Source organism: Streptomyces sp. WMMB 714, from assembly GCF_900090125.1.
GTDB lineage: Bacteria > Actinomycetota > Actinomycetes > Streptomycetales > Streptomycetaceae > Streptomyces > Streptomyces daqingensis.
On record NZ_FMHJ01000003.1, the window covers coordinates 373,774 to 398,259 of the forward strand.

General features: G+C 70.9%; 21 protein-coding genes and 2 tRNA genes. 6 read left to right on the top strand and 17 right to left on the bottom strand.

The window, feature by feature from the left end:
• Positions 1-128: 128 nt before the first annotated feature.
• Together leuS and H181DRAFT_RS07010 are read right to left on the bottom strand one after the other, a co-directional pair.
• Entirely contained in the window at positions 129-3,029 is a 2,901-nt protein-coding gene (gene leuS / locus H181DRAFT_RS07005; RefSeq protein ID WP_045863335.1) for a leucine--tRNA ligase, read from the bottom strand.
• A 499-nt stretch (positions 3,030-3,528) separates the two neighbouring features.
• A tRNA-Ala gene (locus tag H181DRAFT_RS07010) sits at positions 3,529-3,601 on the bottom strand.
• A 168-nt stretch (positions 3,602-3,769) separates the two neighbouring features.
• On the opposite strand from H181DRAFT_RS07010, the gene H181DRAFT_RS07015 reads away from it, so the two are divergent.
• Entirely contained in the window at positions 3,770-5,101 is a 1,332-nt protein-coding gene (locus H181DRAFT_RS07015; RefSeq protein WP_045863336.1) for a glycosyltransferase 87 family protein, read from the top strand.
• Between the two features lie 54 nt (positions 5,102-5,155).
• On the opposite strand, the gene H181DRAFT_RS07020 is transcribed toward H181DRAFT_RS07015, so the two are convergent.
• The 8 genes from H181DRAFT_RS07020 to H181DRAFT_RS29335 all read right to left on the bottom strand — a co-directional run bounded on the left by H181DRAFT_RS07020 (position 5,156) and on the right by H181DRAFT_RS29335 (position 10,286).
• Entirely contained in the window at positions 5,156-5,389 is a 234-nt protein-coding gene (locus tag H181DRAFT_RS07020; RefSeq protein ID WP_045863337.1) for a hypothetical protein, read from the bottom strand.
• Positions 5,390-5,395: 6 nt separating this feature from the next.
• Positions 5,396-5,590 carry a hypothetical protein gene (locus tag H181DRAFT_RS29805; protein WP_074467747.1) on the bottom strand — a complete coding sequence of 65 codons (195 nt, stop codon included), beginning with the start codon at positions 5,588-5,590 and terminating at the stop codon, positions 5,396-5,398.
• Between the two features lie 511 nt (positions 5,591-6,101).
• Positions 6,102-6,174: transfer RNA gene (locus tag H181DRAFT_RS07030), tRNA-Ala, on the bottom strand.
• Between the two features lie 184 nt (positions 6,175-6,358).
• Complete coding sequence (locus H181DRAFT_RS07035) at positions 6,359-7,030, bottom strand: histidine phosphatase family protein (protein ID WP_045863338.1); 672 nt, start codon at positions 7,028-7,030, stop codon at positions 6,359-6,361.
• Positions 7,027-7,485 (bottom strand): ribosome silencing factor, encoded by a 459-nt coding sequence (rsfS, locus tag H181DRAFT_RS07040; RefSeq protein WP_045863339.1) that lies wholly within the window; start codon positions 7,483-7,485, stop codon positions 7,027-7,029. Before rsfS ends, H181DRAFT_RS07035 begins: the two co-directional genes overlap by 4 nt.
• Positions 7,486-7,609: 124 nt before the next feature.
• A complete protein-coding gene (locus tag H181DRAFT_RS07045) occupies positions 7,610-9,337 on the bottom strand; it encodes an LCP family protein (RefSeq protein WP_045863340.1) in 1,728 nt (575 codons plus the stop codon).
• Positions 9,334-9,960, bottom strand: a complete 627-nt coding sequence (gene nadD / locus H181DRAFT_RS07050; RefSeq protein ID WP_045863341.1) for a nicotinate-nucleotide adenylyltransferase — start codon at positions 9,958-9,960, stop codon at positions 9,334-9,336. Before nadD ends, H181DRAFT_RS07045 begins: the two co-directional genes overlap by 4 nt.
• A 158-nt stretch (positions 9,961-10,118) precedes the next feature.
• Positions 10,119-10,286, bottom strand: a complete 168-nt coding sequence (locus H181DRAFT_RS29335; RefSeq protein WP_045863342.1) for a hypothetical protein — start codon at positions 10,284-10,286, stop codon at positions 10,119-10,121.
• Between the two features lie 243 nt (positions 10,287-10,529).
• On the opposite strand from H181DRAFT_RS29335, the gene H181DRAFT_RS07055 reads away from it, so the two are divergent.
• Positions 10,530-11,633 carry a M48 family metallopeptidase gene (locus tag H181DRAFT_RS07055; RefSeq protein ID WP_045863343.1) on the top strand — a complete coding sequence of 368 codons (1,104 nt, stop codon included), beginning with the start codon at positions 10,530-10,532 and terminating at the stop codon, positions 11,631-11,633.
• A gap of 165 nt (positions 11,634-11,798) precedes the next feature.
• On the opposite strand, the gene H181DRAFT_RS07060 is transcribed toward H181DRAFT_RS07055, so the two are convergent.
• From H181DRAFT_RS07060 to H181DRAFT_RS07075, 4 genes are all read right to left on the bottom strand, one after another.
• Entirely contained in the window at positions 11,799-12,965 is a 1,167-nt protein-coding gene (locus H181DRAFT_RS07060) for an SCO2583 family membrane protein (RefSeq protein ID WP_045863344.1), read from the bottom strand.
• Between the two features lie 149 nt (positions 12,966-13,114).
• The gene (locus H181DRAFT_RS29810) at positions 13,115-13,945 is read right to left on the bottom strand and encodes an SCO2584 family spore wall biosynthesis protein (protein ID WP_045863345.1); all 831 of its coding nucleotides are present in this window, start codon (positions 13,943-13,945) and stop codon (positions 13,115-13,117) included.
• Positions 13,946-14,059: 114 nt separating this feature from the next.
• Positions 14,060-15,322 (bottom strand): glutamate-5-semialdehyde dehydrogenase, encoded by a 1,263-nt coding sequence (locus H181DRAFT_RS07070; RefSeq protein WP_045863346.1) that lies wholly within the window; start codon positions 15,320-15,322, stop codon positions 14,060-14,062.
• Between the two features lie 202 nt (positions 15,323-15,524).
• On the bottom strand, positions 15,525-16,016 hold the full coding sequence (locus H181DRAFT_RS07075) for a YceI family protein (protein WP_045863347.1): 492 nt from the start codon (positions 16,014-16,016) through the stop codon (positions 15,525-15,527).
• Positions 16,017-16,291: 275 nt separating this feature from the next.
• Between H181DRAFT_RS07075 and H181DRAFT_RS07080 the strand changes: the two genes are divergently transcribed.
• Both H181DRAFT_RS07080 and H181DRAFT_RS07085 read left to right on the top strand, forming a co-directional pair.
• On the top strand, positions 16,292-17,527 hold the full coding sequence (locus H181DRAFT_RS07080; protein ID WP_045863348.1) for a sensor histidine kinase: 1,236 nt from the start codon (positions 16,292-16,294) through the stop codon (positions 17,525-17,527).
• Between the two features lies 1 nt (position 17,528).
• Positions 17,529-18,188, top strand: a complete 660-nt coding sequence (locus H181DRAFT_RS07085) for a response regulator (RefSeq protein WP_074467748.1) — start codon at positions 17,529-17,531, stop codon at positions 18,186-18,188.
• Between the two features lie 45 nt (positions 18,189-18,233).
• Here the strand turns inward: H181DRAFT_RS07085 and H181DRAFT_RS07090 are convergent, their stop codons facing one another.
• A complete protein-coding gene (locus tag H181DRAFT_RS07090; protein WP_045863349.1) occupies positions 18,234-18,650 on the bottom strand; it encodes a hypothetical protein in 417 nt (138 codons plus the stop codon).
• 309 nt (positions 18,651-18,959) lie between these two features.
• Complete coding sequence (proB, locus tag H181DRAFT_RS07095; RefSeq protein WP_045863350.1) at positions 18,960-20,099, bottom strand: glutamate 5-kinase; 1,140 nt, start codon at positions 20,097-20,099, stop codon at positions 18,960-18,962.
• Between the two features lie 483 nt (positions 20,100-20,582).
• On the opposite strand from proB, the gene H181DRAFT_RS07100 reads away from it, so the two are divergent.
• A complete protein-coding gene (locus tag H181DRAFT_RS07100; RefSeq protein ID WP_045863351.1) occupies positions 20,583-22,691 on the top strand; it encodes a hypothetical protein in 2,109 nt (702 codons plus the stop codon).
• Positions 22,692-22,846: 155 nt separating this feature from the next.
• Here the strand turns inward: H181DRAFT_RS07100 and H181DRAFT_RS07105 are convergent, their stop codons facing one another.
• Positions 22,847-23,866: an ABC transporter substrate-binding protein gene (locus H181DRAFT_RS07105; RefSeq protein WP_199810808.1), complete on the bottom strand. Its 1,020-nt coding sequence runs from the start codon at positions 23,864-23,866 to the stop codon at positions 22,847-22,849.
• A 270-nt stretch (positions 23,867-24,136) separates the two neighbouring features.
• On the opposite strand from H181DRAFT_RS07105, the gene H181DRAFT_RS07110 reads away from it, so the two are divergent.
• Complete coding sequence (locus H181DRAFT_RS07110; protein WP_045863352.1) at positions 24,137-24,439, top strand: SCO0607 family lipoprotein; 303 nt, start codon at positions 24,137-24,139, stop codon at positions 24,437-24,439.
• The last annotated feature ends 47 nt before the right edge of the window (positions 24,440-24,486 follow it).

The following is a 24,486-nucleotide window of genomic DNA, read 5'->3' on the forward strand; positions in this document are numbered from 1 at the left end:
TCGTCCGTCCGCAACAGGCCGTTCTCTCCCAAGCGTAAACGGGCGGGGCCGTCCCGGCGTTCCTCAGAACCCGGACCGGCCCCGCACCGAACCCGTAGGGGGCGCCCGCCGCCGACGGCCGCCGGGAGCTACGCGGGTACGACGTTCACCAGCTTCGGAGCCCGGACGATCACCCTCCGGATTCCGGCATCGCCCAGCGCCGCGACGATCGCCGGCTCGGCCAGCGCCTGCGCCTCCAGGTCCGCTTCCGAGATGGACGGCGAGACCTCCAGCCGCGCCTTGACCTTGCCCTTCACCTGCACGACGCATGTCACTGTCTCGTCGACGAGGTAGGCCGGGTCGGCCACCGGGAAGTCCTGGTAGACGACGGTCTCTTCGTGGCCCAGCTTCCGCCACAGTTCTTCGGCGATGTGCGGTGCCAGCGGGGCGATCAGCAGCAGCAGCCGCTCGGCGACTGTACGCGGCACCGCGGACAGCTTGGTGACGTGGTTGTTCAGCTCCGTGATCTTGGCGATGGCGGTGTTAAAGCGCAGCGCGGTCAGATCCTGGCGGACGCCGTCGATGGTCTTGTGCAGGGCACGCAGCGTGTCCTCGTCCGGCTCCGCGTCGACTACGCGCACCTCTCCGGTGGATTCGTCGACCACGTTCCGCCACAGTCGCTGCAGCAGCCTGTACTGACCGACGACCGCGCGGGTGTCCCACGGCCGGGAGACGTCCAGTGGACCCATCGCCATCTCGTACAGACGCAGCGTGTCCGCGCCGTACTCCGCGCAGATCTCGTCCGGAGTGACCGCGTTCTTCAGGGACTTGCCCATCTTTCCGAGCACCCTGCTGACGCGCTCGCCCTGGTAGAAGTACGCGCCGTCCCGCCCCTGGTCGTTCGACAGGGGGGACCCCTCCTCGACCTCGGCGGCCGGTACGGCGATCCCGCGGCTGTCCCTGTAGACGTACGCCTGGATCATGCCCTGGTTGTACAGCTTGTGGAACGGTTCGACGGACGAGACGTGGCCCAGGTCGTGCAGCACCATCGACCAGAACCGGGCGTACAGCAGGTGCAGGACCGCGTGCTCCGCACCGCCCACGTACAGGTCGACACCGCCGTACGGCATCCCCTCACGCGGCCCCATCCAGTAGCGCTCCACCTCCGGGTCCACCAGCCGCTCGCTGTTGTGCGGGTCCAGGTACCGCATCTCGTACCAGCACGAACCGGCCCAGTTGGGCATGGTGTTGGTCTCACGCCTGAACCGCCGCGGGCCCTTGCCGTCGCCCAGGTCCAGGGTGACGTTCACCCATTCCTCGTTCCGCGAGAGGGGCGTCTCGGGCACCGTGTCGGAGTCGTCCGGCTCGAACGTGCGCGGCGAGTAGTCGTCCACCTCCGGCAGTTGCAGCGGCAGCATCGACTCGGGCAGCGAGTGGGCGACACCTTCCTCGTCGTACACGATCGGGAACGGCTCACCCCAGTAGCGCTGCCTGCTGAACAGCCAGTCGCGCAGCCGGTAGTTGACCGTGCCGGAGCCGATGCCCCGCTCCTGCAGCCACTCGGTCATGCGGGCCTTGGCCTCGTCGACCCCCAGACCGTCCAGGGAGACGCCCTCCCCGGCGGAGTTGACGATCTTCGCGTCGTACGAGACGAACGCGTCGTCCCACTGGCCGGGGTCCGTGCCGCGGCCGTCCGAGGGCTCTACCACGCAGCGCATGGGGAGCTCGAAGGCGCGCGCGAAGGCGAAGTCGCGATGGTCGTGCGCGGGGACGGCCATGATGGCGCCGGTGCCGTACCCCATCAGCACGTAGTCCGCGATGAAGACGGGGACGCGCTCGCCGCTGACGGGGTTCGTGGCGTAGGCGCCCGTGAAGACCCCGGTCTTGTCCTTGGCTTCGGCCTGGCGCTCGACGTCCGACTTGGAGGCGGCCTGCGCACGGTACGCGGCCACCGCGGACGCGGGATCCGCGTGTCCGCCCGTCCACACGTCCCGCGTGCCCTCCGGCCACTGAACGGGCACGACGCTGTCGACCAGCGGGTGTTCGGGGGCGAGCACCATGTAGGTGGCGCCGAACAGGGTGTCCTGCCGGGTCGTGAAGACCTCGATCTTGCCGTCGCCCAGCGGGAAGTCGATACGGGCGCCCTCGCTCCGCCCGATCCAGTTGCGCTGCTGCAGCTTGATGGCCTCGGGCCAGTCCAGAGCGTCCAGACCGGACAGCAGACGGTCCGCGTACGCGGTGATCCGCATGTTCCACTGGCGCAGTTCGGCCTTGAACACGGGGTAGTTGCCCCGTTCCGAACGGCCCTCCGCGGTGACTTCCTCGTTCGCCAGGACGGTGCCCAGACCGGGACACCAGTTGACGGGCGCGTCCGAGGCGTACGCCAGGCGGTATTCGCCCAGCACCTCGGCGCGCTGCACGCTGTTCAGCTCGTCCCAGCGCCCGAAGCCCTCCGGTGTCTCACGTGCACCGGACTCGAACTGCTCGACGAGTTCCGCGATGGGGCGTGCCGTCTCAGCCTCGCCGTCGTACCAGGAGTTGAAGATCTGCAGGAAGATCCACTGGGTCCACTTGTAGTAGTCCGGGTCGATCGTCGAGACGGACCGGCGCTGGTCGTGGCCGAGGCCCAGGCGGCGCAGCTGCGCCTTCATCTGGACGATGTTCGCCTCGGTGGAGATGCGCGGGTGGGTGCCGGTCTGCACGGCGTACTGCTCCGCGGGCAGGCCGAACGCGTCGAAGCCGAGCGTGTGCAGGACGTTGTGGCCCGTCATCCGCTGGTAGCGGGCGTAGACATCCGTGGCGATGTATCCCAGCGGATGCCCCACGTGCAGGCCCGCGCCCGAGGGGTAGGGAAACATGTCCATGATGAACTTCTTGGGCCGGGCCGCCGTCTCGGGATCGCCGCCCAGATCCCCGTCACCGGGGTTGGGGGCCTCGTAGGTGCCCTGCTTCTCCCAGAAGTCCTGCCAGCGTGCCTCGATGTCGGCGGCCAGGGCCGCCGTGTAGCGATGGACGGCCGGGGTCTCAGCGGCTGTCGTCGTCTCGGTCATCGTCGTCAAAGCTCCATCGGTCGTCCCTGCCAGCACAAACGAAAAAACCCCTCGCACAGGAGGGGACGCCGCGCCGATTCCGGCTCTTCCGGCCGTTGGGGCCGGGACCGGGACTGATCAGCGCGGCCGGCTAAGCAGAAGGCGTACGGCACGCATGCGGTCAGGGTACCGCAAGCCGGAGAGGCCCCTCACCCCGGTTCCACCGGACCCCGGCCCTCCCCGAGGAGGAAGCCGCCCCGTGACGCCGCAGCAAAGCGCCGCACCGCACACCCCGGGGGCCGCAGGGGGCGAAGCCCCCGCCAAGGGGGGCACCGGAGAACGCACCGCACACCCGGGGGGCCGCAGGGGGCGAAGCCCCCGCCAAGGGGGGGTGCCGGGGGCGAAGCCCCCGCTGGGGGTGCGGGTGGCGAAGCCCCCGCCCCGCGAGGCGAAGCCGAGCACAAACGACGAGAGCGAAGCCGTCCGCGCCTTCCGCGGACACACTTCGCCCTCGCACTCGTGGAGCTAAGGAGAATCGAACTCCTGACCTCTTGCATGCCATGCAAGCGCTCTACCAACTGAGCTATAGCCCCGCAGACCAGTCCGCCGGGGGGCTTGCCCCGCAGCGGCGTCGCCAACCTTACACGGCCTCTGCCACGTTCCGCCAAATCCAATTCCGGCGCTCTGTGCGGGCCCGTCTGCCCACCGCACGGCAGGTAGTGTCGTCGGGCCCAGGGAGGACTACTCGGGAGCCGCACGCTGTGAGCACTTTGCAGCATTCCGCAGAGAGCCGGTCCCAGGGCTTCGTCAGGGCGTATCTGCTGCGACGTCCGGCCGTGCTCGCGTCGCTTCTCTGTCTGGGCTCTTTCGCCGCGTTCTGGACGGCACAGCGTGTGACCGGCGTCTCCATGATCGACCTCATGGTGTACCGCGCCGAGGGCTGGACGGTGCGCACCGGCGGTGATCTGTACGCGATGCGCGCCACTTACGCCCAGTTGCCGAACACCTACCCGCCTTTCGCGTCACTGCTGTTCATGCCGCTGACGCTCCTCGACGTCGCGCCGATGCGTACCGCGGCGACGGCCGCGAACCTCGCGCTGCTGGTGGCCACGGTCAACCTGTCCCTGAAGTCGGTCGGCCGTCCCGCACGTGCGGCGCGCCCTGCGGCCACGCTGCTGATCGCTTCGCTCGCCGTGTGGTGCGAACCGGTGTGGACGACGCTGCGCTACGGGCAGATCAATCTGCTGCTGGTGACGCTCGTCCTGTGGGACCTGTCCCGGCGCGGCGACCACCGTTGGGCGGGAGCCGGGATCGGCGTCGCCGCAGGCATCAAGCTCACTCCTGCACTGTTCGTGGTCTTTCTCGTGCTGTGCGGCATCGTCCACTGGCGGCGGCACCACACGGGCGGGAGCAACGGGGCGGCCTGGTGGAATCCGCCGATGCGGCGGGCGGCAGTCGCCACCGGGACGTTCCTCGCAACAGTGGGGCTCGGAGCGGTCGTTCTGCCCCACGACTCGCGCCGCTTCTGGTTCGGCGTTCTCTTTCAGTCGGACCGTGCGGGCCATACGGACATCACAGACAACCAGTCGCTGCGCGGCGTCGTCGCCCGGCTGTTGCACACACCCGACCCGGGCTGGCCGTGGGTGGCGGCGGTCTGCGTCGTGACGCTGGTCGGGCTGGGCGCGGCGGTGGCCGCCGCGTCGGCCGGTGAGCGCCGGCTGCCGTTCGCATCGGCGTGGGCCGCTGTGGCCTGTGCTTTCACGGCGCTGCTCGTGAGCCCCGTCTCCTGGTCGCATCACTGGGTGTGGTGCATCCCGCTGGCCGTCCTGCTGGGTGCCGAGACGCTGCGCCGCCGCGGAGCCCCTGCGTGGTGGACGCTGACGGGGGCGACGGTCCTCGTCTTCTGTTCGTACGCGCTCTGGCTGGTGCCGCACGGCGTCACCGGGCCCGATCGGCCCGAACTGGACCAGAACGCCGGGGAGATGGTGCTTTCGGCGGTGTATCCCGCCGCGGGGCTCGGCGTCATCGCTCTGACCGCCGTGCTCGCCGTACGCGGACTGCGCAAGCCCGCACCGTACGAACCCGCCCGCTGAGCCGAACGTCGCACGTCTGACGTGTGAGCGCGGGGAGCCGCGTTCCGGCGTGCGTCAGGCGGTGGCGAAGGAGTAGAAGCGTTTGAGCGTGCAGTGCTCGTCGAGCAGCCGGCCGTAGATCGGCTCGCCGTCCAGTTCGCGGTACGTCTCGATCGGGTCGCCCTTTATGATCAGCGCCCGCGCGCAGTCCTCACACCAGTACTGGAATTCGGGGTTGACCGGCTCCATGTCCCGCACGATGGGCGTTCCGCTGCCACACCAGTCGCACTTCCGGCTGTGCGCACCCATCAGGCATCAGCTCCAGCTGTGGCCGCAGGCGGTGCACACGTAGGACACTCCTCCATTGTCGCCGAGCATCTGGGCAACGTTCGATGAACCACAAGCCGGACACAGCAGGGTTCTTGAGGATCTTTCGGAGGCACTGCCGAGAGAACGGGTGTGCAGTCGAGTCGTCCGCCGACCGCCCTCTGCGAGGACTCCTGCAGACATCGCACACGTCCCTCCCCTCGGGCCTCCCCCCTTCCGGCCGTCACGATTCTGCCACGTTCTCCGAGGTGTCTGGAGTCCCACTCGATGATCCCGGCCGGGGAGCTGCGCGGAGGCAACTACTGGAGACCCGCGTTCACCAGGCACGGAGCTTGGAATCTGACAAAGGGCGACGGTGATTGTCAATTCCGTACAAGCAACGGCGCCGACCCGGGCGCCACTTGCCGAGGCGCGATAAGCGCAGCCCGCACCACACAGCAGCGGCACCGCACAACGCACCGCACACCCGGGAGCCGCAGACGGCGAAGTCCTGACAAGAGCGGCACCGCACAACGCACCGCACACCCCGGGGGGCCGCAGGGGGCGAAGCCCCCCGCCAAGGGGGCCGCAGGGGGCGAAGCCCCCGCTGGGGGTGCGGGTGGCGAAGCCCCCGCCCCGCGAGGCGAAGCCGAGCACAAACGACGAGAGCGAAGCCGTCCGCGCCTTCCGCGGACACACTTCGCCCTCGCACTCGTGGAGCTAAGGAGAATCGAACTCCTGACCTCTTGCATGCCATGCAAGCGCTCTACCAACTGAGCTATAGCCCCGAGTTGTTCGCGCCCCCGAGGGGTTGCCGTGAACGAGAGGAATCCTAACCACTGGCCAGCCCGGATGGGAAATCGAGGTGATCAGCGCAGGGTTCGCCGTGTGCCGGCAGCAGCGTCACGAGGCACTCGCGTCCGGCACCGCCCCGCCTGTGCCGACGTGGCGGCGGCGGGCTGCCCCGGTCGGTCAGTCGTCGTCGCCGAGCACGGGCTGGGGCAGCGTCCCTGCGTTGTGCTCCAGGAGACGCCAGCCGCGGAGGCCCTCCCCCAGCACCGACCAGCAGCAGTTGGAGAGGCCGCCCAGCGCCTCCCACGTACGGGGTTCGAGACCGAGCAGCCGGCCGATGGTGGTCCGGATGGTGCCACCGTGGCTGACCACCACGAGCGTGCCTCCGGGCGGCAGCTTCTCCAGGTTCCGCTCCACCACGGGCGCGGCCCGCTCCGCGACCTCCGTCTCGAGTTCGCCGCCTCCGCGGCGCACGGGCTCGCCGCGCTTCCAGGCGGCGTACTCGTCGCCGTACCGCTCGACGATCTCCTCGTGCGTGAGGCCCTGCCACTTCCCGGCGTACGTCTCGCGCAGCGCCTCGTCGTGCGTCACCTCCAGACCGGTCAGTACGGCGAGCTCCGCTGCCGTCTCGGCGGTCCGCTGCAGGTCGGAGGCGATGATGGCGTCGGGGCGCAGCGCGGCCAGCAGGCGGGCCGCGCGGCGGGCCTGGTCACGGCCGGCTTCGGTCAGTTCGATGTCGGTGGACCCCTGGAAGCGCCTCTCCAGGTTCCAGGCCGTCTGCCCGTGCCGCCAGAGGACGATCCTCCTGTCCCCGCGCACCGGGGCGGCCCCGCCCGGCTGCGCCTGCGTCACCGGGCGCCTTCGCTTCCGCCCCGTTCCGCCGCCTCGTAGGTCGCGTCCCCCTCACGCTCGGCGTGCTCGCGCGCCCGGCCGTGGGAGGCCTTCGCGTCGTCGGGGAGGTCGAGCTGCGGGCAGTCCTTCCAGAGCCGCTCGAGGCCGTAGAAGACGCGCTCCTCGCTGTGCTGCACGTGCACCACGATGTCGACGAAGTCCAGCAGCACCCACCGGCCGTCCCGCTCGCCCTCGCGGCGTACGGGCTTGGCGCCCAGTTCCTTGAGCAGGCGCTCCTCGACCTCGTCGACGATGGCCTTCACCTGCCGGTCGTTCGGGGCGGAGGCCAGCAGGAAGGCGTCGGTGATGGCGAGTACGTCGCTGACGTCGTAGGCGACGATGTCGTGCGCCAGCTTGTCGGCGGCTGCCTGGGCGGCGGCGTTGATCAGCTCGGTGGAACGGTCCGTAGCGGTCACAGGCGATGCTTTCGAATCGGTGAGGGCAGGAAACAGGAGGGTTCGCGGAGTCGGGGGACTGGTCAGGTACGCGGCAGCGGTGCGTGCGTACCGACCCCCAGGGTCTCACGGCGGGCGGAGGCTCTCACCCCTTGTAGTCCCGCCCCAGCACCACCGTCACATCGGCGTTCGCCGCCTTCTTGCCCTTGCCGACCGCGCTGCCCGGCAGCCCGAGGGTCTTCGCGACCTCCTCGGCCTTGTCCTTCTGGCCGGCCTCGGCGTAGGTCACGGTGGAGCGCTTCCGGGCGGCGTCTCCGGCACCGCCGTCGACGACTGTGAATCCGCCGTTGACGAGCGCCGCGGACGCCGCGTCGTCGCTGCCGCGGTCGCCGCTGGCGTTGACCACCTTGACCCTGGGAGTGGCGTCCGGGTCGGTGTTCTTGACCGTGCCGCCGAGCACCTGTTTCACCAGGCCGTCGCTCGTGCGCTCGCTGAGCGTGCCGTTGGCCTGCACGGGCAGCAGCTGCGTCTTGTACGCGCCGGCCTTGGCCTGCTTCGCCAGCTTCGCCAGTGACGCTCCCAGCTCGGGCTCCGGCAGGGAGGGGTCGGGGATCTGGCCGAGGGTCTCGACCGTCCTCGTCGCCGCCTCGGAGTCGCTGGAGAGCTTCCGCAGCGTCTGGTGCATGACCTCGCCGAAGCGCTGCAGCTGACGCGTCTGCTGCTCGCCCCTGCCGCGGTGGGTCGCGTAGGCGACCGCCGCCTGCCCGTCGAGCGTCCGGGCCTTGCCGCGCTCGACCAGCGGTTCGTCGCCCTTCTTCTCACCGGGGACGGTCGCGTTCGCGTCGAGTTTGATCCCGCCTACCAGTTCGACGAGGTTCTCCAGGTAGGGGGTGTCCAGCCGCCAGCTTCCCTTGATGTCGGCACCCAGCAGCGTGCCGAGGGACTCGCGCGTGGGTGCCGCGCCCTCGTCCTCCACCGACTTGCCCAGGGTGGTCGTGGTGCCGCTCTCTCCGGAGACGGCGAGGGTGTTCGGCAGCAGCACCGTGTTGCCGCGCCGGGCGTCGGCGTTGTCCACGAGGAGCGCCGTCGAACTGCCGCCGCCGTCGAGCGACCGGAGGTGCACCACGATGACGTCGCGCTGCTGCCCCGCCGCTGTGGCGGCGCCGCCGCTCTCACTGCCCAGCCCGGGCAGCTTCCCCGCGTACGCGAGGTATCCGACACCGCCCGCCGCCGCCACGACGAGCGTGACGACGAGGGCGACCACCCGGTTGCGGCCGCGGCGCTTCGCCTCTTCCCGCCGCTCGGTGCGGCTCTCGCTGAACTTCAGCCAGTCGATGACGTCCTCGGAGTCGTCCGTGTCCTCCTCGATGAACGAGAACTGCTCCGTGCGGTATCCGGGGTCCTGGGCGGGCGCCTTTCCGGCGCCGGCGGGGGCAGCGGACGGTCCGGGGGCGGCGGACCCGGTTGCGTCGTACTGTCCGGTTGCCTCGTACTGCGGGGCGGCGTACCCGCTGCCGCCGTCGTACTCCTGGGACGGGACCTGCTGTTCGTACGTCTGCTGTCCGTGCGTCTGCTGTTCGTGCGGCGCCCGCGACTGCTGCTGGGGGATCCACTCCTGCTGTGCCTGCTGCTGCGGATACTGCTGCGTCTGCGGCCCGGGCTGCTGTCCGTACGGGTCGTACTGGTACCCCTGCTGCTGAGCGGCCTGGGCAGAGTGCGCGTCATGGTGGCCGCCCTGGGCGTCCGTCTGCGTCCCGTACGGGTCCTGGTCCCCGTAGCCGTAGACGGGCTGGCCGTACTCGTCGTACCCGAGGAACCGGGGCTGCTGTTCGGGCTGCTGTCCGTAGGGGTCGTATCCGTAGCGCTCGCTCATGCCTGCGGCCCCTCCTCCCCGTACAGTCCCCGCTTGTTGATGTACCGCACGACGCCGTCCGGGACCAGATACCAGACCGGGTCTCCCCGGCGCACTCTGGCACGGCAGTCGGTCGAGGAGATGGCCAGCGCCGGGACCTCGACGAGGGAGACCCCGCCGTCCGGCAGTCCCGGGTCCGTGAGGGCGTGCCCGGGGCGGGTGACCCCGATGAAGTGGGCGAGCGAGAAGAGCTCGTCGGCGTCCCGCCAGCCGAGGATCTGGGCGAGGGCGTCGGCGCCGGTGATGAAGAACAGGTCGGTGTCCGGGTTGGCTTCCCGCAGGTCCCGCAGGGTGTCGATGGTGTACGTGCGGCCGCCCCGGTCGATGTCGGTGCGGCTGACCGAGAACTGCGGGTTGGAGGCGGTGGCGATGACCGTCATCAGATAGCGGTCCTCGGCGGGCGAGACCTTCTGGTGGCTCTTCTGCCACGGCTGCCCGGTCGGCACGAAGACGACCTCGTCGAGGTGGAACCTCGTCGCCACCTCGCTCGCGGCCACGAGGTGCCCGTGGTGGATAGGGTCGAACGTCCCGCCCATCACCCCGAGCCGCCGCTTGCCGGTCCCGGGCACTATGTGCTCTCCCATGCGAGCCGACCTTATCTGCTGACAGCGCGGTCCGCTGCTCCGCCCGCGCTATGCGGAACCGGCTGCGGAGAGGGCTCCGCGGGGGCGTTCCGGGGCCCCGCCTCCCACGTCGCCGCTCCGCCCAGTCGTACCTGGCGCGATGCCCCGCAGCGACCGGGTCAGCGGTCCCGGTTGAAGCGGGTGGTGATCCACAGCAGCAGGAGCAGGGCCAGGAGCGCGCCACCGCCGGTGAGGTAGGGAAGGACCGGGTCGTGCTCGCCGCCATGCCCACCACCCTCGGAGGCCAGGATGCTGAGGGCGTTGTGGGCGGTACTGGAAAGGGACATCGTCGGCAGGACCTATCCGCGTGTGGGCCGGGCAGTTCAACGTGTGCAGCCACATCGTAAGCAAGGCCTCTCGAGCGTCTTACGCCGACTCGTCCTTCACGCAACCCTCGAAGGGTTCCGGAACGTCTCCCTCCCGTCCGGGCTTTGTGCCGGACGCGTTCGGCCGGGGCTTTCCGGAACCGGGCGCCCTAGGCTGACAACCAACCGCCGCCGACGGCGAACAGCGACAGGGGGAAGTACGCGATGAGCGACAACACAGGTGGCACCGAGCGGCTGCCCGGCCGTGACCGGCGCCGCTTCCCGGGAATCTCCTCCCGGGCCTACGAGCATCCCTCGGACCGCTCGGCGCTCGTCGCCCTGCGCAAGCTGAGCGGATTCGACACGGTCTTCAAGGCGCTGAGCGGCCTGCTGACGGAGCGCAGTCTGCGACTGCTCTACCTGGCCAACTCGGTGCGTGTGAGCGACGAGCAGTTCGCACATCTCAACGCGATGCTGCGCGACGCCTGTTACATACTGGACCTGGAGCAGGTCCCTCCGATGTACGTCAGTCAGGACCCGAACCCGAACGCGATGTGCATCGGCCTCGACAAGCCGATCATCGTAGTGACCACGGGTCTCGTCGAGTTGCTGGACGAGGAGGAGATGCGGGCGGTCGTCGGCCACGAGGTGGGTCACGCACTGTCCGGCCACTCCGTCTACCGCACGATCCTGCTCTTCCTCACCAACCTCGCCCTCAAGGTCGCGTGGATCCCGCTGGGCAACGTCGCGATCATGGCCGTGGTGACGGCACTGCGCGAGTGGTTCCGCAAGTCCGAGCTCTCGGCCGACCGGGCCGGGCTGCTCGTAGGACAGGACCTCCAGGCGTCCATGCGCGGCCTGATGAAGCTGGCCGGCGGCAACCACCTGCACCAGATGAACGTCGACGCGTTCCTCGCGCAGGCCGAGGAGTACGAGTCCGGGGGCGACCTGCGCGACTCCGTCCTGAAGATCATGAACGTGCTGCCGCGCAGCCACCCCTTCACCACCGTGCGTGCGGCGGAGCTGAAGAAGTGGGCCGAGAGCCGCGACTACCAGCGCATCATGGACGGCCACTACCCGCGCCGCGAGGACGACAGGGACACCTCGGTCAGCGAGTCGATCCGCGACTCCGCGAACCACTACACGGAGTCGGTCAAGAACAGCAAGGACCCGCTCATGGGCCTCGTGCGTGACATCGCCGGAGGCGCGGGCGACCTGGGCGGCCGGCTCCGTGACACGTTCACCGGCAGGGGCGGGTCGGGCGGTTCCGGCAGTTCCGGCAGTTCCGGCGGCTCGAACGGCGCCAACGGGAGCGACAGCTCCAGCTGAGGCGGACTCGGACCGGTACGCAGACGGTACGTACGCAGTCGGAGGCGGGGTCCGGACCGGACTGCCCGGCCGGGGATCACCCCCGGGCCGGGCACTGTCCGGTCCGGGCCCCGTTCTCCTGCCGGACGCCGGACGGGCACTCGTGCCGCGGCCGGGTCCGGCGGCTCAATCAGCGGGCTTCTCGGGGCTCGGCTGCGCGCTGGTCGCCAGGACCCCGCACATCGAAGCGGCCTCACGACCCCGCGCGTACGGATCGGTGCCGGCGCCCCCGTCGTCCTTGGCCTTCTCCCCCACGAGAAGCGGCCTCAGCGTGGCCGACATGTCGGCAGAGCACGGCAGGGGCCCCGCCCGCATCGCGACCTGCCGTACGGCCAGCTGCTGGCGGCGCAGATCCTCGCGGTCGATCTGGAAGCGCACCTCGCGGCGGACCGTGAAGAGGGACGAACGCTCGTCGGCGTCCTCGCCCTCACCGACGTCGGGTGCCCGTACCGCGTAGACGAAGACGTGGTCCGCCACGACCTCCAGGGCGTCCGGGCCGGACTCCTGCACGGCCAGCGTGCCCTGGACCCGGACCCGGGGATCGGCCAGGACCGTCTTCGACGGGTCGAAGCGGATCATCCAGCCTGTCGCCGAGTGCCGCCCGTCGTTCCGCGGGTTGTCCATGCTCTGGTCGAACTGCGCCTGCTGCGCCGGGTCGAGCAGGATCCGCACCGTCCGGTCCGAGTTCCCGGTGAGCACCGCCGGGTTGAGCGAACTCTCGACCACGTACTCCTTGGCCGCCGCGAGCGCCGACAGCACCTGGCTCTCCGAGAAGTGCGCCGTGCGGCGTGCCGGAGGGAGGTTGACCCCGTCGGCACCCGTGCGGAACCGGGCGGCGGGGCTGTGCTCGTACAGGTCCGAGGGCGTGGCGCCGGGGACCTCGTCGCGTGGGGCGAGTGGCAGCAGGGAGGCACGCATCGGTTCGACGGCCGGCTCCGCGGGAGCCTGGTACGGGTTGCGGATACCCATGTAGATCGCGGTGCCGAAGGCCAGGACGATCAGCAGGACGAGGACGATGCCCTGCCGGGAGGCGGTGATGGTGCTCCGCTCGTCACCCGTGTCCGTGCCGTCCTCTGCCCCGTCGTCGTCCCCGGTCGCGGAGGACGTGGAGGCGCGCTGACGGACGGCTGCGTGCTCCTCGTCCTCCATGCGCTCGCGCGCGGAGAACTCCTGCAGCTGCGCAGCCTTGACGAAGGACTCGTCGAAGACGACTGAGCGGTACTCGTCGCGGTACTCGTCGTCGCCCCCGGAGGCGTCGTCGGGTCCCTCTGGGGGGTTGCCTCGCCCGGCCATAGGAACAGAGTAGGTCCGCCCGGGCCGTGGTAAACGCTTCCGTGCGCCGACAACTCGGCAGATTCGTCAGGTGGGTAGGGACCGCTGCCGACTCGTGACAGCTCTGTGACCGACGCGCGCCGCATCGGCGTTCGGCCCGCGTTCCCCTGTCATCCGCCGCGCGGCCGTGCGGAGACGTTCGGGGCTCCCTGCGGGGAGTGTGACCCGCCGTGTTCGCTCATGTACGAGTCGACGCCGCTCGTCGCGGGAGGCGGAGCAGGGTCGTGCCGCTGGTGCGAAGTTCCGCGGTAGATCGCGCTGAGCGCGAGGGCGACCATGCCGATCCCCATGACGACGGCGAGCACCCACGCGACGGGCCGCTGCCACCGCACGTGCCCGCGGTACGTGCGGGCGGACGCGCTGTGCTTCCCGGATCTGCCGTGCGGACGGCGGTAGTCGGAACCGTGCTCGTCACCGAGTTCGAGCCGCGGGTCGTAGCGGCGGTACATGCCGAACTGGCTGTACTGCTCGAACTGGTTGTACTGCCTGAACTGCTGGTCGAACTGTGCGGTGTCCCCGAAAGTGCTGTACGGGCCGTACGAGGTGTAGGAGTCGTACTGGCCGTACGGCGGGTACGGCCCGTGGTCCTCGCCGTCGGCGAGGTCCACGTACTCCGAGTAGTCGGAACTGTCGAACCGGCCCTCGTCGTCGGGATCTTCGTCGGCGTCCTCGTCGAGGTCGTCCGGATCGAGGTCGAACTCGCTCTCGGCGCCCGGCGCGTACCCGTAGCCGTCCTCGAAGCCGCGTGCAGTCTCACTCTCCGCGTGGGACTGCGCGGCGGCCAATATGCGTTCGGCCGCGGTGGGCTCATGGACCACGGCTGACCGCACGAAGTCCTCGTCGAACACCACGGAGGCGAACTCATCGTCCGCGGCCCCGTGGTGGCGGTACTCGGGCTCCTCGCCGTTCGGGAACGGCTGGCCCCCCACGTCGTCCGGCACGCTGTTCAGCGTAGACCTATGCGGTCAATATGGGCAGGGAGTAGCCGGATTCCATCAAAACGGTGGACCGGCACCTCCTTGTCGTGCGCCGAGTCGCGGGCCGGCGTGCCGCGTTCAGCTGCGGATGTGCCCGTCCCCGGTGACGACGTACTTCGTGGAGGTGAGTTCCGGCAGTCCCATCGGGCCGCGCGCGTGCAGCTTCTGGGTGGAGATGCCGATCTCGGCGCCGAAGCCGAACTGGCCGCCGTCGGTGAAACGCGTGGAGGCGTTGACCATCACAGCCGTCGAGTCGACGAGTGCGGTGAAACGGCGGGCGGCCGCGGTGTCGCGGGTGACGATCGCCTCCGTGTGGCCCGACGTCCACTGCCGGATGTGCTGCACGGCCGCTTCCAGGGACGGTACGACCGCGGCGGCGATGTCGTACGAGAGGTACTCGGTGCCCCAGTCCTCCTCAGAGGCCGGTACGACATCCGCACCGGCCTTCTGCCACGCCTCGTCGCCGTGCACGGTGACGCCCGCATCACCGAGTGCCCGGAGGGCCCGCGGGAGGAAGTCGTCGGCGATCCCGGCGTGCACGAGCACCGTCTCCGCCGCGTTGCAGACGCTGGGGCGCTGCGCCTTGGAGTTGACGAGGATCTCGACGGCGGTGTCCAGGTCGGCCGCTTCGTCGACGTAGACGTGGCAGTTGCCGACGCCCGTCTCGATGACGGGAACGGTCGACTCCTCGACCACGGAGCGGATGAGGGAGGCGCCGCCGCGCGGGATGAGGACGTCCACGAGGCCGCGGGCGCGCATCAGTTCCCTGACGCTCTCCCGGCTCTCACCGGGCACCAGCTGCACGGCGTCGGCGGGGAGCCCGGCGCCGGCCACGGCGTCGCGCAGCACGCCGACAAGGGCGGTGTTGGAGGCGTAAGCGGACGAGGAGCCCCTGAGCAGCACGGCGTTGCCGGACTTCAGGCACAGCGCGGCGGCGTCGACGGTCACGTTGGGCCGCGCCTCGTACACGATGCCGACGACGCCGAGGGGGACGCGGACCTGCCGCAGCTCCAGCCCGTTGGGCAGCGTCGAGCCCCGCACGACCTCTCCGACGGGGTCGGGCAGGGCGACCACTTCGCGTACGTCGGCGGCGATGGCTTCGACGCGCTGCGGGGTGAGCGTCAGCCTGTCCACGATCGACTCGGGGCTGCCGGCCGACCGGGCCCTGTCGACGTCGGCCGCGTTGGCGGCGACGATCTCCCCGGTACGGGCGACGAGCGCGTCCGCCACAGCCAGCAGCGCGGCGTCACGCACCGTGCGCGGCAGCGGGGCGAGCTCTGCGGCCGCCTCCTTCGCGCGGCGGGCGGTGCGGACGACTGGCGAATCCTGGGTTGCGCTCATGCTCCCGAGCTTAGCCAGGGGCGATGCGTGCTGCCGGGCCGTCCCGCCGTCCGAGACGCCGGGACGGCGGGACGGCGGGACGGGCACCGGCAGTGGGCGGACCGGCCCGTCGTGCTCCCCCGCGGCACGGCGGAACCGGTCCCCCTGGCGGTGAGCGCTCCCCCCTGGGCGCCCACCGCCGGTCATAGCGGTGCGGACGGTGTCACGCCCGTACGCACCTGACTTCCGCCGTCACGTCGAGGTAGCGGCCGGTCATGCCGCGTGAGCCGGTCACACCGAACGCCGTCCGGTCGATCCGCGTGGTGGCGCGGACAGTGAACTCCCGCCTCGACACGGCGATCAGCTCGACGGAGAGGTCGACCGGCCGGCTGATCTCGCGAGCGGTGAGGGTGCCGGCGACTGCCGCGTCGTGCACACGTTCAGCCTGGAAGGTCATCAGCGGGTACCTGCGAGCGTCGAGGAAGCGCCCGGACCGCACGGTCTCGTCACGCGTCCTGTTGCCCGTGTCGAAGCTCGCCGTCTCCACCTCTACGCGTACAGCGGACTCCGCGAGCGGCTCGGTGACGTCGACAGTGCCACGCTTGACCGCGAACGTGCCGTGTACGGGGGCCAGTCCGAAGAGGTGCCGGGTGGTGAACCTGACGACCGACCCCGCCGGGTCGATCGCATAGCGGCCCAGCGCGGGGGCCGTCATGGCCGCCGCTCCCCCGTCTCCGTTGTCTGCGTGACCTGCGTTGTCTGCGTGGCCTGTGCGCCCGGCCCGGCCGGCGTGGTCCCGTTGCGTTCTCATGCCGACCAGTTGACGCCACAGGGCACCGCCCCGGGCAGAGCCGGCAGTCGCGAACCGCAGCGACGAACGGCGGTCCGGACGGGCTCGGTGCGACTTTCGTAGGGTTACCGGCCCGACGTAAGTGTGCTTTCCCGTGCGCGCCGGCGGAGCAACGGCCCAGCTGGCATACCGTGTTGCGCATGACCGACAGACCGTGGCACCGGCGTCACAGAGTGGCTCTGGATGTGGCGATCGCCGTCGCCTTCACGCTCGCCGACACGGTGGCCACGGTGCTGGGCGCCACCTGGTGGCCCGAGCGGCCCGGCACGCTCGCCTGGGTCCTGCTCGGCCTGCAGGCCCTGGCCTGCCTCTCACTGGCGTTCCGCCGCCGCGCTCCCCTCACAGTGGTGGCGGTGCTGGGCACGTTCACGCTGGCGGTGTCGCTGCTTGCCTGGCCCGCGGGTGTCCTCGAGCCCGCCGACGACAGGCAGGTGTGGGCCCCCTTCTCGACGGTCCTGGCGGCCTACGGCCCGCTCTTCTACCAGGGCGGCTGCCGCAGCATCCAGCAGAACCGGCGCAAGGCCGTCATCGCTCTCGTGCTCTTCACCGTGGTCGTCGCCCGGCCGTGGCAGCCCTCGGTGGTGGTCATCAGCATCGGGCTGCTCCGTACCGCCGTCGGACCGCTGCTGGCGATGTACTTCGACGCCCGCAAACGGCTGGTCCAGGCGCTCACGGAACGCGCGGAACGCGCCGAGCGGGAGCGCCACCTGCTCGCCGAACGCGCGCGGGCCGAGGAGCGAACCCGTCTGGCGGGCGAGATGCACGACGTCGTGACCCACCGCGTGAGCCTCATGGCTCTGCAGGCGGGGGCGCTGCGGATGACGGCCAAGGACGAGGCGACCCGGCAGGCGGCGGAGGAGCTGCGCGCCGCCGGCTGCCAGGCGCTGGAGGAGCTTCGGGACCTGGTCGGCATCCTGCGGACGGAGCCGGAGGGGGGCGACGACCCCGCCTATCAGACACCGTCGGTGACAGGGCTGGCAGAACTCGTCGCCGAGTCCTCGTCGGTGGGCGTCCCGACGGAGCTGATCGAGGACGGCGACCCGGCCCTCGCCTCGCCGGTGGTGGGGCGTACCGCGTACCGGCTCGTCCGCGAGGCGCTGACGAACGTGCGGAAGCACGCGCCGGGAGCGCGCGTCGTCGTGCACGTCTCCTACGGCGAGGCCCAAGTGCACGTCGCTGTACGGAACACGGCGCCGGCAGCGGGAGAGACCGGCGGCCCGCTCGCCGCGACGGGCTCCGGCCTGGGCATCCCCAACCTGCTCCGGCGCATAGAGCTCGTACACGGCACCATGCGGGCAGGGCACGCGCCCGACGGCGGATTCAGCATCGAGGCGACACTGCCCTCGTACGTACCGACAGCGGAAACGGCGGTGTGACGTGAGCGACTCCGTACGGGTCGTGGTCGTCGACGACGAACCGATGGTGTGCCGCTTCCTGCGGACGATCCTCGGCTCGGCCGACGACATAGAAGTGGTCGGCGAGGCGCACGACGGGGCCGCGGGGGTCGAAGCCGTGCAGCGGCACAGGCCGGACGTCGTCCTCATGGACCTGCGGATGCCCGGAGTCGACGGGCTGACCGCGATCGAGCGCATCGGCGGGATCGCCGACCCGCCGGCCGTCGTGGTGCTCACGACGTTCGACGCCGACCAGTACGTGCTGCGGGCGCTGCGCGCGGGAGCGGTCGGCTTCCTGGTGAAGTCCACGCCGCCCGAGGACCTGATCGGTCTCGTACGGGTGGCGTCCGAGGGCCACACCGTCCTTTCGGCGGCGGCCGCCCGCCGGCTGGTCACCGCCTCCGTGGACAGCCACTCGGCACGCGACCGCGCGGCGGCACTCGTCGAGTCGCTCACCGAACGGGAGGCCGAGGTGCTCGCGTGCCTGGGAGAAGGGCTCTCCAACGCGCAGATCGCCGCGCGCCTCCACCTCTCCGAGGCCACTATCAAGGGCTACGTCTCCCGCATGCTCGACAAGCTGGGCTGCGCGAACCGCACCCAGGCCGGTCTGATCGCACACGACGCGGGCGTGGTGAACCCGTAGAACCGGATCCCGGGCGGGGGGTGCGGGCTCTTCGGGACGGCGACCTCAGAAGGGGTGCACGCCTATCGAGGTGGCGGAGGGCGGCCCGTAGCCCTCGGCCATGCGCTGCTGGTACGTCTCGCGTCCGACGACCTCCAGCCCGACGATCTCCCAGGGCGGCAGCTTGGCCGACGCCCGGTGCTCGCCCCACAGCCGCAGCGCCACGGCGGCGGCGTCGTGCAGGTCCCGTGCCTCTTCCCAGTAGCGGATCTCGGCGTGGTCGTTCGCGTACCGGCTGTTCAGGAGGAACGGGTGGTCGTACGCGAGCTGTTCGAGAGCCCGGCGTACTTCCTTGATCGGGGCCTCGGCACCCGCGACGCTCAGCGTGATGTGCCAGAGGCGGGACTGCTCGCGGCGCTCGGCGCCCGCGTCCGGACGCGGCTCGGCCCGCTGTTCGGTGTCGACGCTTGCAAGTCGTCTCACGGGCGGCCTCCTCGTCCGGTGGGGCGCTGCTGCTTCCGGCTGTTCCGGGCGTCGCTCCCCGCCGCACGACCCCCAGGACAAAGTTGACCAGTCCGAAGCCGGCCGCGGGGCCGTTTTCCGGAAGGTGTCCGTGGAAAGGCTGGTCTTTTGCTCAAGGCGGTGACCTTTTCGGCACCGGCCCCCCGCCGTCTGCACAATCCGTTCACGTGGCGCCGAACGCACGGACGGGCCCGCGCACTCCCGCGCACCGCTCCTGGAGCACGCACCGCTCCTGAAGCCCGCACCGCTCCTGGAGCACGCGGCCTGCCCTCAGTTGTCGAGCAGCACGAGATCGTCCCGGTGCACGATCTCCCGCTCGTACGCGGGGCCCAGCTCCCGCGCCAGCTCCGGCGTCGACCGCCCCAGGAGCTGCGGGATCTCCTTCGCGTCGAAGTTGACGAGACCGCGCGCGACCGCGACCCCCTGCTCGTCCCGCAGCTCGACCGGGTCCCCGGCCGAGAAGTCGCCCTCGACGCGGGCGACGCCCGCCGCCAGCAGCGAGGTGCGCCGCTGGACCACGGCCCGTACGGCGCCAGCGTCGAGCGTGAGCGCCCCCCGCGGGGTCGACGCGTGTGCCAGCCACAGCAGCCGGCCTGCGGCGCGGCGGCCCGTCCTGTGGAAGTACGTGCCGGTGGCGGCGCCCGCGAGCGCGTCGGCCGCGTACGTCGCGGAGGTCAGCACCACGGGCACACCGGCCGCGGCGGCGATACGGGCGGCCTCGACCTTCGTCACCATGCCGCCCGTTCCGACGCCGGCCTTCCCGGCGCTGCCGATGTCGACGCCGTCGAGGTCCCGGGGGCCGGTGACCTCGCTGATGCGCGAGGTGCCCGGGCTGGCGGGATTGCCGTCGTACAGCCCGTCCACGTCGGAGAGTAGGACGAGCAGGTCCGCCCGTACGAGGTGGGCGACGAGCGCAGCGAGCCGGTCGTTGTCGCCGAAGCGGATCTCCTCGGTGGCCACGGTGTCGTTCTCGTTGACGACGGGGACGGCGCCCATGGCCAGGAGCTGCTCCAGCGTGCGGTAGGCGTTGCGGTAGTGGGCGCGGCGGCTGGTGTCGTCGGACGTCAGCAGGACCTGGCCCACCCTGCGGCCGTAGCGCGCGAAGGACGCGGTGTAGCGGGCGACGAGCAGGCCCTGTCCGACGCTGGCCGCGGCCTGCTGGCGTGCCAGGTCGCGGGGCCGCCTGGGCAGGCCGAGCGGTGCCAGCCCGGCCGCGATCGCTCCCGAGGAGACCAGGACGATCTCCTTCTGCAGCGCTTCGCCCTGCTCCGCGTCCGGCCGGCCGCCCGGGCCGGTGTACTTGGCCAGTACGTCCACGAGGGCGTCGACCCGGTCGGCGTCGAGTCCGCCCGCCGCCGTGGTGAGCGAGGACGAGCCGACCTTCACGACGATGCGCCTGGCGTCCGCCACCTCGTCCCGCGCTCCGCCTGCCGCGCTCGCACCGTCTGCTGTCGCCCTGCTCACGTTCCGCTGCCCGCCTGTTCCCTGTGCTGTGCTGTGCTGTGCTGTGCCGTGCCGTGCCGTGCCGTGCCGTGCCGTGCATGGTGCCCGGCTCTCCGTACCCGGCGCCCGTTCCCGGTCCCCGGCGCCCGGCTCGCCATGCCGTTGCGCCTGTGCGTGTGCCGCCCGGCGGCCGCTCCCGCGCGGACGGTTCCGGGGCCGTCGGCAATCTACGGCAGCCCTGATCGGCGACGCGCGTGCGTTCCGGCCAGTGGACGGATGGGGATAATGACCTTTGTCATTGCAATGTCCCGGTATCGCCGCGGAACGCCCTGCCGCAGATTGTCACCGGCCCGGTGCCCGGCATACGGTCAGTGGTCACCCACGGCCGCCACCTTCCCCACCGGCCGGTTTCCATCGCCGACCCACGACCTCCTGCCAGGAGCCCAGCCCGTGCCCTCTGCCGGTCTCTCTTCCCGTCGCGCCGTCCAGCTGACGGCGCTGCTCGCGTTGACGGTCTTCTACGCCGCCCAGCTCGCGGGCGCGCTGCTGCCCAACGTGCCCGTCTTCGTCGTCGCGTCTGTGGCGGGTCTCACGCTCGACCTGTACCTCACCCATCAGCAGCCCGGCCTGCTCGCCCTGCTCGGCAAGGTCCGCTTCGACGTCACGACGCGGCAGCTGCTCCGCGACATGCTCATCGTCATCGGGCTGGTGCGCATCCCCGACGTGCCGCCGGACATCGAGCGCCCCCTCACGCTCCTGCTGCTCGCCGCGTACGCCGCGCACTTCCTGTGCCAGGCCGTCGCCCAGCTGGTACGCCGCAGCCGTACGCTGCCGATCCTCACCCGCAACATCGACGCCTCCGCCCTGCGGCTGACGATCGCCCCGCCGCGGCTGCTGGCCCGCCAGCCCAGCCGCCGCCTGCTCCGCTTCTCCATCCCCGGGACGGCGGGGCTGATGCTGAGCGCCGGACTGGCGTCCGAGGTCTGGGGCATCCTCGGCGTCGGCCTGAGCATCGCGCTCTCCCTCGGCGGTGCCGTCTACCTCGGCACGTGGATGCTGCCGAAGAAGCGGCACGCCAACGAGCAGCGGACCCTGGAGTGGCTGGACAAGTGGCTGGCGAAGTACAAGCCGACCGTCGGCATGTACTTCTCCGGGGGCACCACCTCCGCGTACCAGGCGAACATGTGGCTCTCCACGCTCGCCGAGCTCGACGGCAACCCGATCATCGTGCTCCGTGAGCGCTTCATGGTGCAGAAGATCGAGGCGACGGACGTGCCGATCATCTGCATCCCGAAGGTCGCGCACCTGATGCACCTGGAGCACTCCACGCTCAAGGTGATGCTGCACCCGGCGAACTCCGGCAAGACCTCGCAGGTGCTGCGCATCCCCACGATCAAGCACGCCTTCATCAACCACGGCGAGAGCGACAAGCTCTCCTCCTGCAACCCCTACGCCAAGGCCTACGACGAGGTGTGGGTCGCCGGTCCCGCCGCCCGCGAGCGCTACCAGCTCGCCGACATCGGCGTGGACGACCGCGACGTCGTCGAGGTCGGACGTCCGCAGCTCTCCCCCATCGAGCCGTCCAAGGGCGCACCGCAGGGCGCGTACACGACCGTGCTGTACGCCCCCACGTGGGAGGGCTGGACCAACGACCCGGGCAACACCTCGGTCATCCTCGCCGGTGAGAACATCGTGCGCGCGCTGCTCGCGGATCCGGGCGTGCGGCTGCTGTACAAGCCGCACCCCATGACGGGTTCCGTCGACCCCCGTGCAGGCGCCGCCAACGCCCGTATCCAGGCGATGATCGTCGAGGCCAACGCCAAGCGCTCCGGCGCCCGCCCCGGCCCCGAGGCCGCGGCCGAGCTGGAGCGGCGTACGCGGGAGCTGGACGAGCTGACCACCACGGCGTTCCGGAGCGGAGCGGACGAGGTGGAGAAGATGATGCTGCAGTCCACTCCGGAGAAGGGCCGCGCCGAGCGCGTGGCCGCGGCGACGGCCGCGTGGGAGGCCGCCTTCTGGGCCTCGTTCCCCGAATGGGAGCACCAGATCGTCACCGGGCCGCGCCCCGCGATCTACTCCTGCTTCAACCAGGCCGACCTGCTCATCTCGGACGTCTCCTCGGTCGTCTCGGACTACCTGACGAGCGAGAAGCCCTACGCGGTGGCCAACACCAGCGGGCTGAGCGAGGACGACTTCAGGGCGGGCTTCCCGACCGTGCGGGCGGCGTCCATCCTCTCCCCCGACGCGGCGGAGATCCCCGCCCTGCTGGAGTCGGTGCGCGACCCTGCGAAGGACACCCTCGCAGCCGCCCGCGGCGAGCTGAAGGTGCATCTGCTCGGCCCGGCCGACCCGCCGTCCATGGCGCGCTTCAACCAGGCCGCGATCGACCTGTGCGAGTCGACGGACGCCCGCAACGAGCGGGTCGCCCGCCGTACGAACGAGATCCCGGGCCAGCGCGAGACGGAGGCCCAGGAGGCGGCCGAGGAGGCCGAGTTGGAGGCCCCGCCGAACGGCGGCCCGCTCTCCGACGCGGAGGAGGCCGACCAGGTCACGGCCTGACGTGCAGCCCCGCGGCCGGTGCACGCGGGGCGGCTCCGCTGCCCGTCGCACCGGCTGAAGCGCAGCGAACGGCCCGGAAGGCACCACGCCTTCCGGGCCGTTCGCTTTCCCACCGGGCTCCGGCGCCGCTGAGCGGGGCGCGCGGCCGGGCGCGGTCACTGCACCATGTCGTCGATCGGGACGGGGTCGCCGTCCAGCAGGCCCGCATCGCGGTACGCGTCCTGCTGCTTCGACAACTGCTCCTTGTCGACAGTGAGTTGCTCGTCCCACCGGTAGGCCGGTGTCTTGCGGAGCACCTCCGGCGGCCGGCCGGTCGCCTTCGCCAGGACCTCGACCCGCTCGCGCGAGGAGGCTCCCTTGTCCCGGAGGTCGGACGCGCCCTTCCGCAGCGCCGTGAGGAACTTCTCCGCAGTGACGCGACCGGCGAACTCGTAGCCGAACAGCAGGCCGGTGGCGACGGTCCCCTCCGGGGGTGCCGCCAACGGCTCGGCCACGCCCGCCTCCTCGACAGCCGTGGCGAACGGCGCGAGCGGCATCGCCGCTTCCACTCGGCCGTCGGCCAGAGCCGCGCGCATTCCGGTGGACGGGACGTCCACCACCTCGACGTCCCTGAGCGTCAGCCCGGACTTCCGCAGCACGGCGTCGAGCGGGTAGGCGGCCGCTCCTCCGCCACCGCCCGCCACAGCCACCTTGCGCCCGCGGAGGTCCTCGACGTCCGCCACCTTTTCGGCGTCCGGCAGGCGCTTCGAGACCTCCAGCACGGTGGGCGACGGATCCTTTCCGGTGGACTCCCCCATGGAGGCCGCGACCTTCACCTTCAGCCCGTCGGCGACCCCCTCGAACAACTCGGTGGAGAAGCCCGTCGCCACGGCCTCCACATAGCCGTAGGCGGCCAGTTGAGCGGCGTCCTGCCCGGCTTTCACCTTCCGCAGGCGGACGTCCAGGCCCGCTTCCTCGAAGTAGCCCTCGGCCTCGGCGACGTACAGCGGTGCGAACGCCGTCGACGGGACGTGTGCGACCCGCACCTTCTCCCCGGCTTCACCGGCCTCTCCGTCCGCTCCCCCTCCGGAAGCGAGCCCGGCACCGCTGTTCGCACAGCCGGCGCAGGCCAGCGCGACCGCCGACGCGAGGACGGGCAGCAGCGGGATTCGGCGGCATAAGAGACGGAAAATCAAAGCTGCATCCCTCCGAAAGAACGCGAGCCGTCCGAAGGGGGCGGGGAGCAGCAGCCGGTCGTGGCGGGGCGGTGCGTCCGACCTGCGCGGAAGCCTCAGAGGCGGGTAAAGCCGTACCCAGGCCCGGCCGCGACCCTCACCGCACCGCACCGCACCCGCGCGTTTCCCCCCGGCACCGCCCGCGTCCGCCTGCCGCCTGCCGCCCGAACTCTTGGACAGCGCTGACTTCTTGGACAGACTGACCGCCCCACAGGAGATTGGCCACACACGATGCAGAAGAAGAAGACGGCATTCCGGAACTTCCCGGGCGCTCTCGCGGCCGCCGGTGTCCTCGCGGCCTTCCTCGCCTCCGGCTGCACGTTGCAGGACCGCGTCTGCCGGTCCGAGGAGTACCCGGTCAAGGCCGTTGGCGGGACCACGGGTATGACCTGCGTACGTGACGGCGAGGAACCGCCCGAGGGCTACGTGCGCTACCCGAAGGGCAAGGTGCCGCAGTACGTCGACGACAAGTGGGACACGTACTGGAGCACCGTGGTAGTCGACGAGAACGGCGACGTCGTCGACAAGGAGTAGGCCCGCCGGACACGACGCGAGCGGCCCCGGGCTTGGACCACCACGGC

What these genes read in the sequence shown, in the direction of transcription:
- H181DRAFT_RS07045 (WP_045863340.1), bottom strand. Translation starts at nt 9,337, where the DNA reads ATGAGCGAGCGCTACGGATACGACCCCTACGGACAGCAGCCCGAACAG.
- H181DRAFT_RS29335 (WP_045863342.1), bottom strand. Translation starts at nt 10,286, where the DNA reads ATGTCCCTTTCCAGTACCGCCCACAACGCCCTCAGCATCCTGGCCTCC.
- H181DRAFT_RS07110 (WP_045863352.1), top strand. Translation starts at nt 24,137, where the DNA reads ATGCAGAAGAAGAAGACGGCATTCCGGAACTTCCCGGGCGCTCTCGCG.
- H181DRAFT_RS07070 (WP_045863346.1), bottom strand. Translation starts at nt 15,322, where the DNA reads ATGAGCGCAACCCAGGATTCGCCAGTCGTCCGCACCGCCCGCCGCGCG.
- H181DRAFT_RS07020 (WP_045863337.1), bottom strand. Translation starts at nt 5,389, where the DNA reads ATGGGTGCGCACAGCCGGAAGTGCGACTGGTGTGGCAGCGGAACGCCC.
- H181DRAFT_RS07080 (WP_045863348.1), top strand. Translation starts at nt 16,292, where the DNA reads ATGACCGACAGACCGTGGCACCGGCGTCACAGAGTGGCTCTGGATGTG.
- leuS (WP_045863335.1), bottom strand. Translation starts at nt 3,029, where the DNA reads ATGACCGAGACGACGACAGCCGCTGAGACCCCGGCCGTCCATCGCTAC.
- nadD (WP_045863341.1), bottom strand. Translation starts at nt 9,960, where the DNA reads ATGGGAGAGCACATAGTGCCCGGGACCGGCAAGCGGCGGCTCGGGGTG.
- H181DRAFT_RS07060 (WP_045863344.1), bottom strand. Translation starts at nt 12,965, where the DNA reads ATGGCCGGGCGAGGCAACCCCCCAGAGGGACCCGACGACGCCTCCGGG.
- H181DRAFT_RS07075 (WP_045863347.1), bottom strand. Translation starts at nt 16,016, where the DNA reads ATGACGGCCCCCGCGCTGGGCCGCTATGCGATCGACCCGGCGGGGTCG.
- H181DRAFT_RS07055 (WP_045863343.1), top strand. Translation starts at nt 10,530, where the DNA reads ATGAGCGACAACACAGGTGGCACCGAGCGGCTGCCCGGCCGTGACCGG.
- H181DRAFT_RS29805 (WP_074467747.1), bottom strand. Translation starts at nt 5,590, where the DNA reads ATGTCTGCAGGAGTCCTCGCAGAGGGCGGTCGGCGGACGACTCGACTG.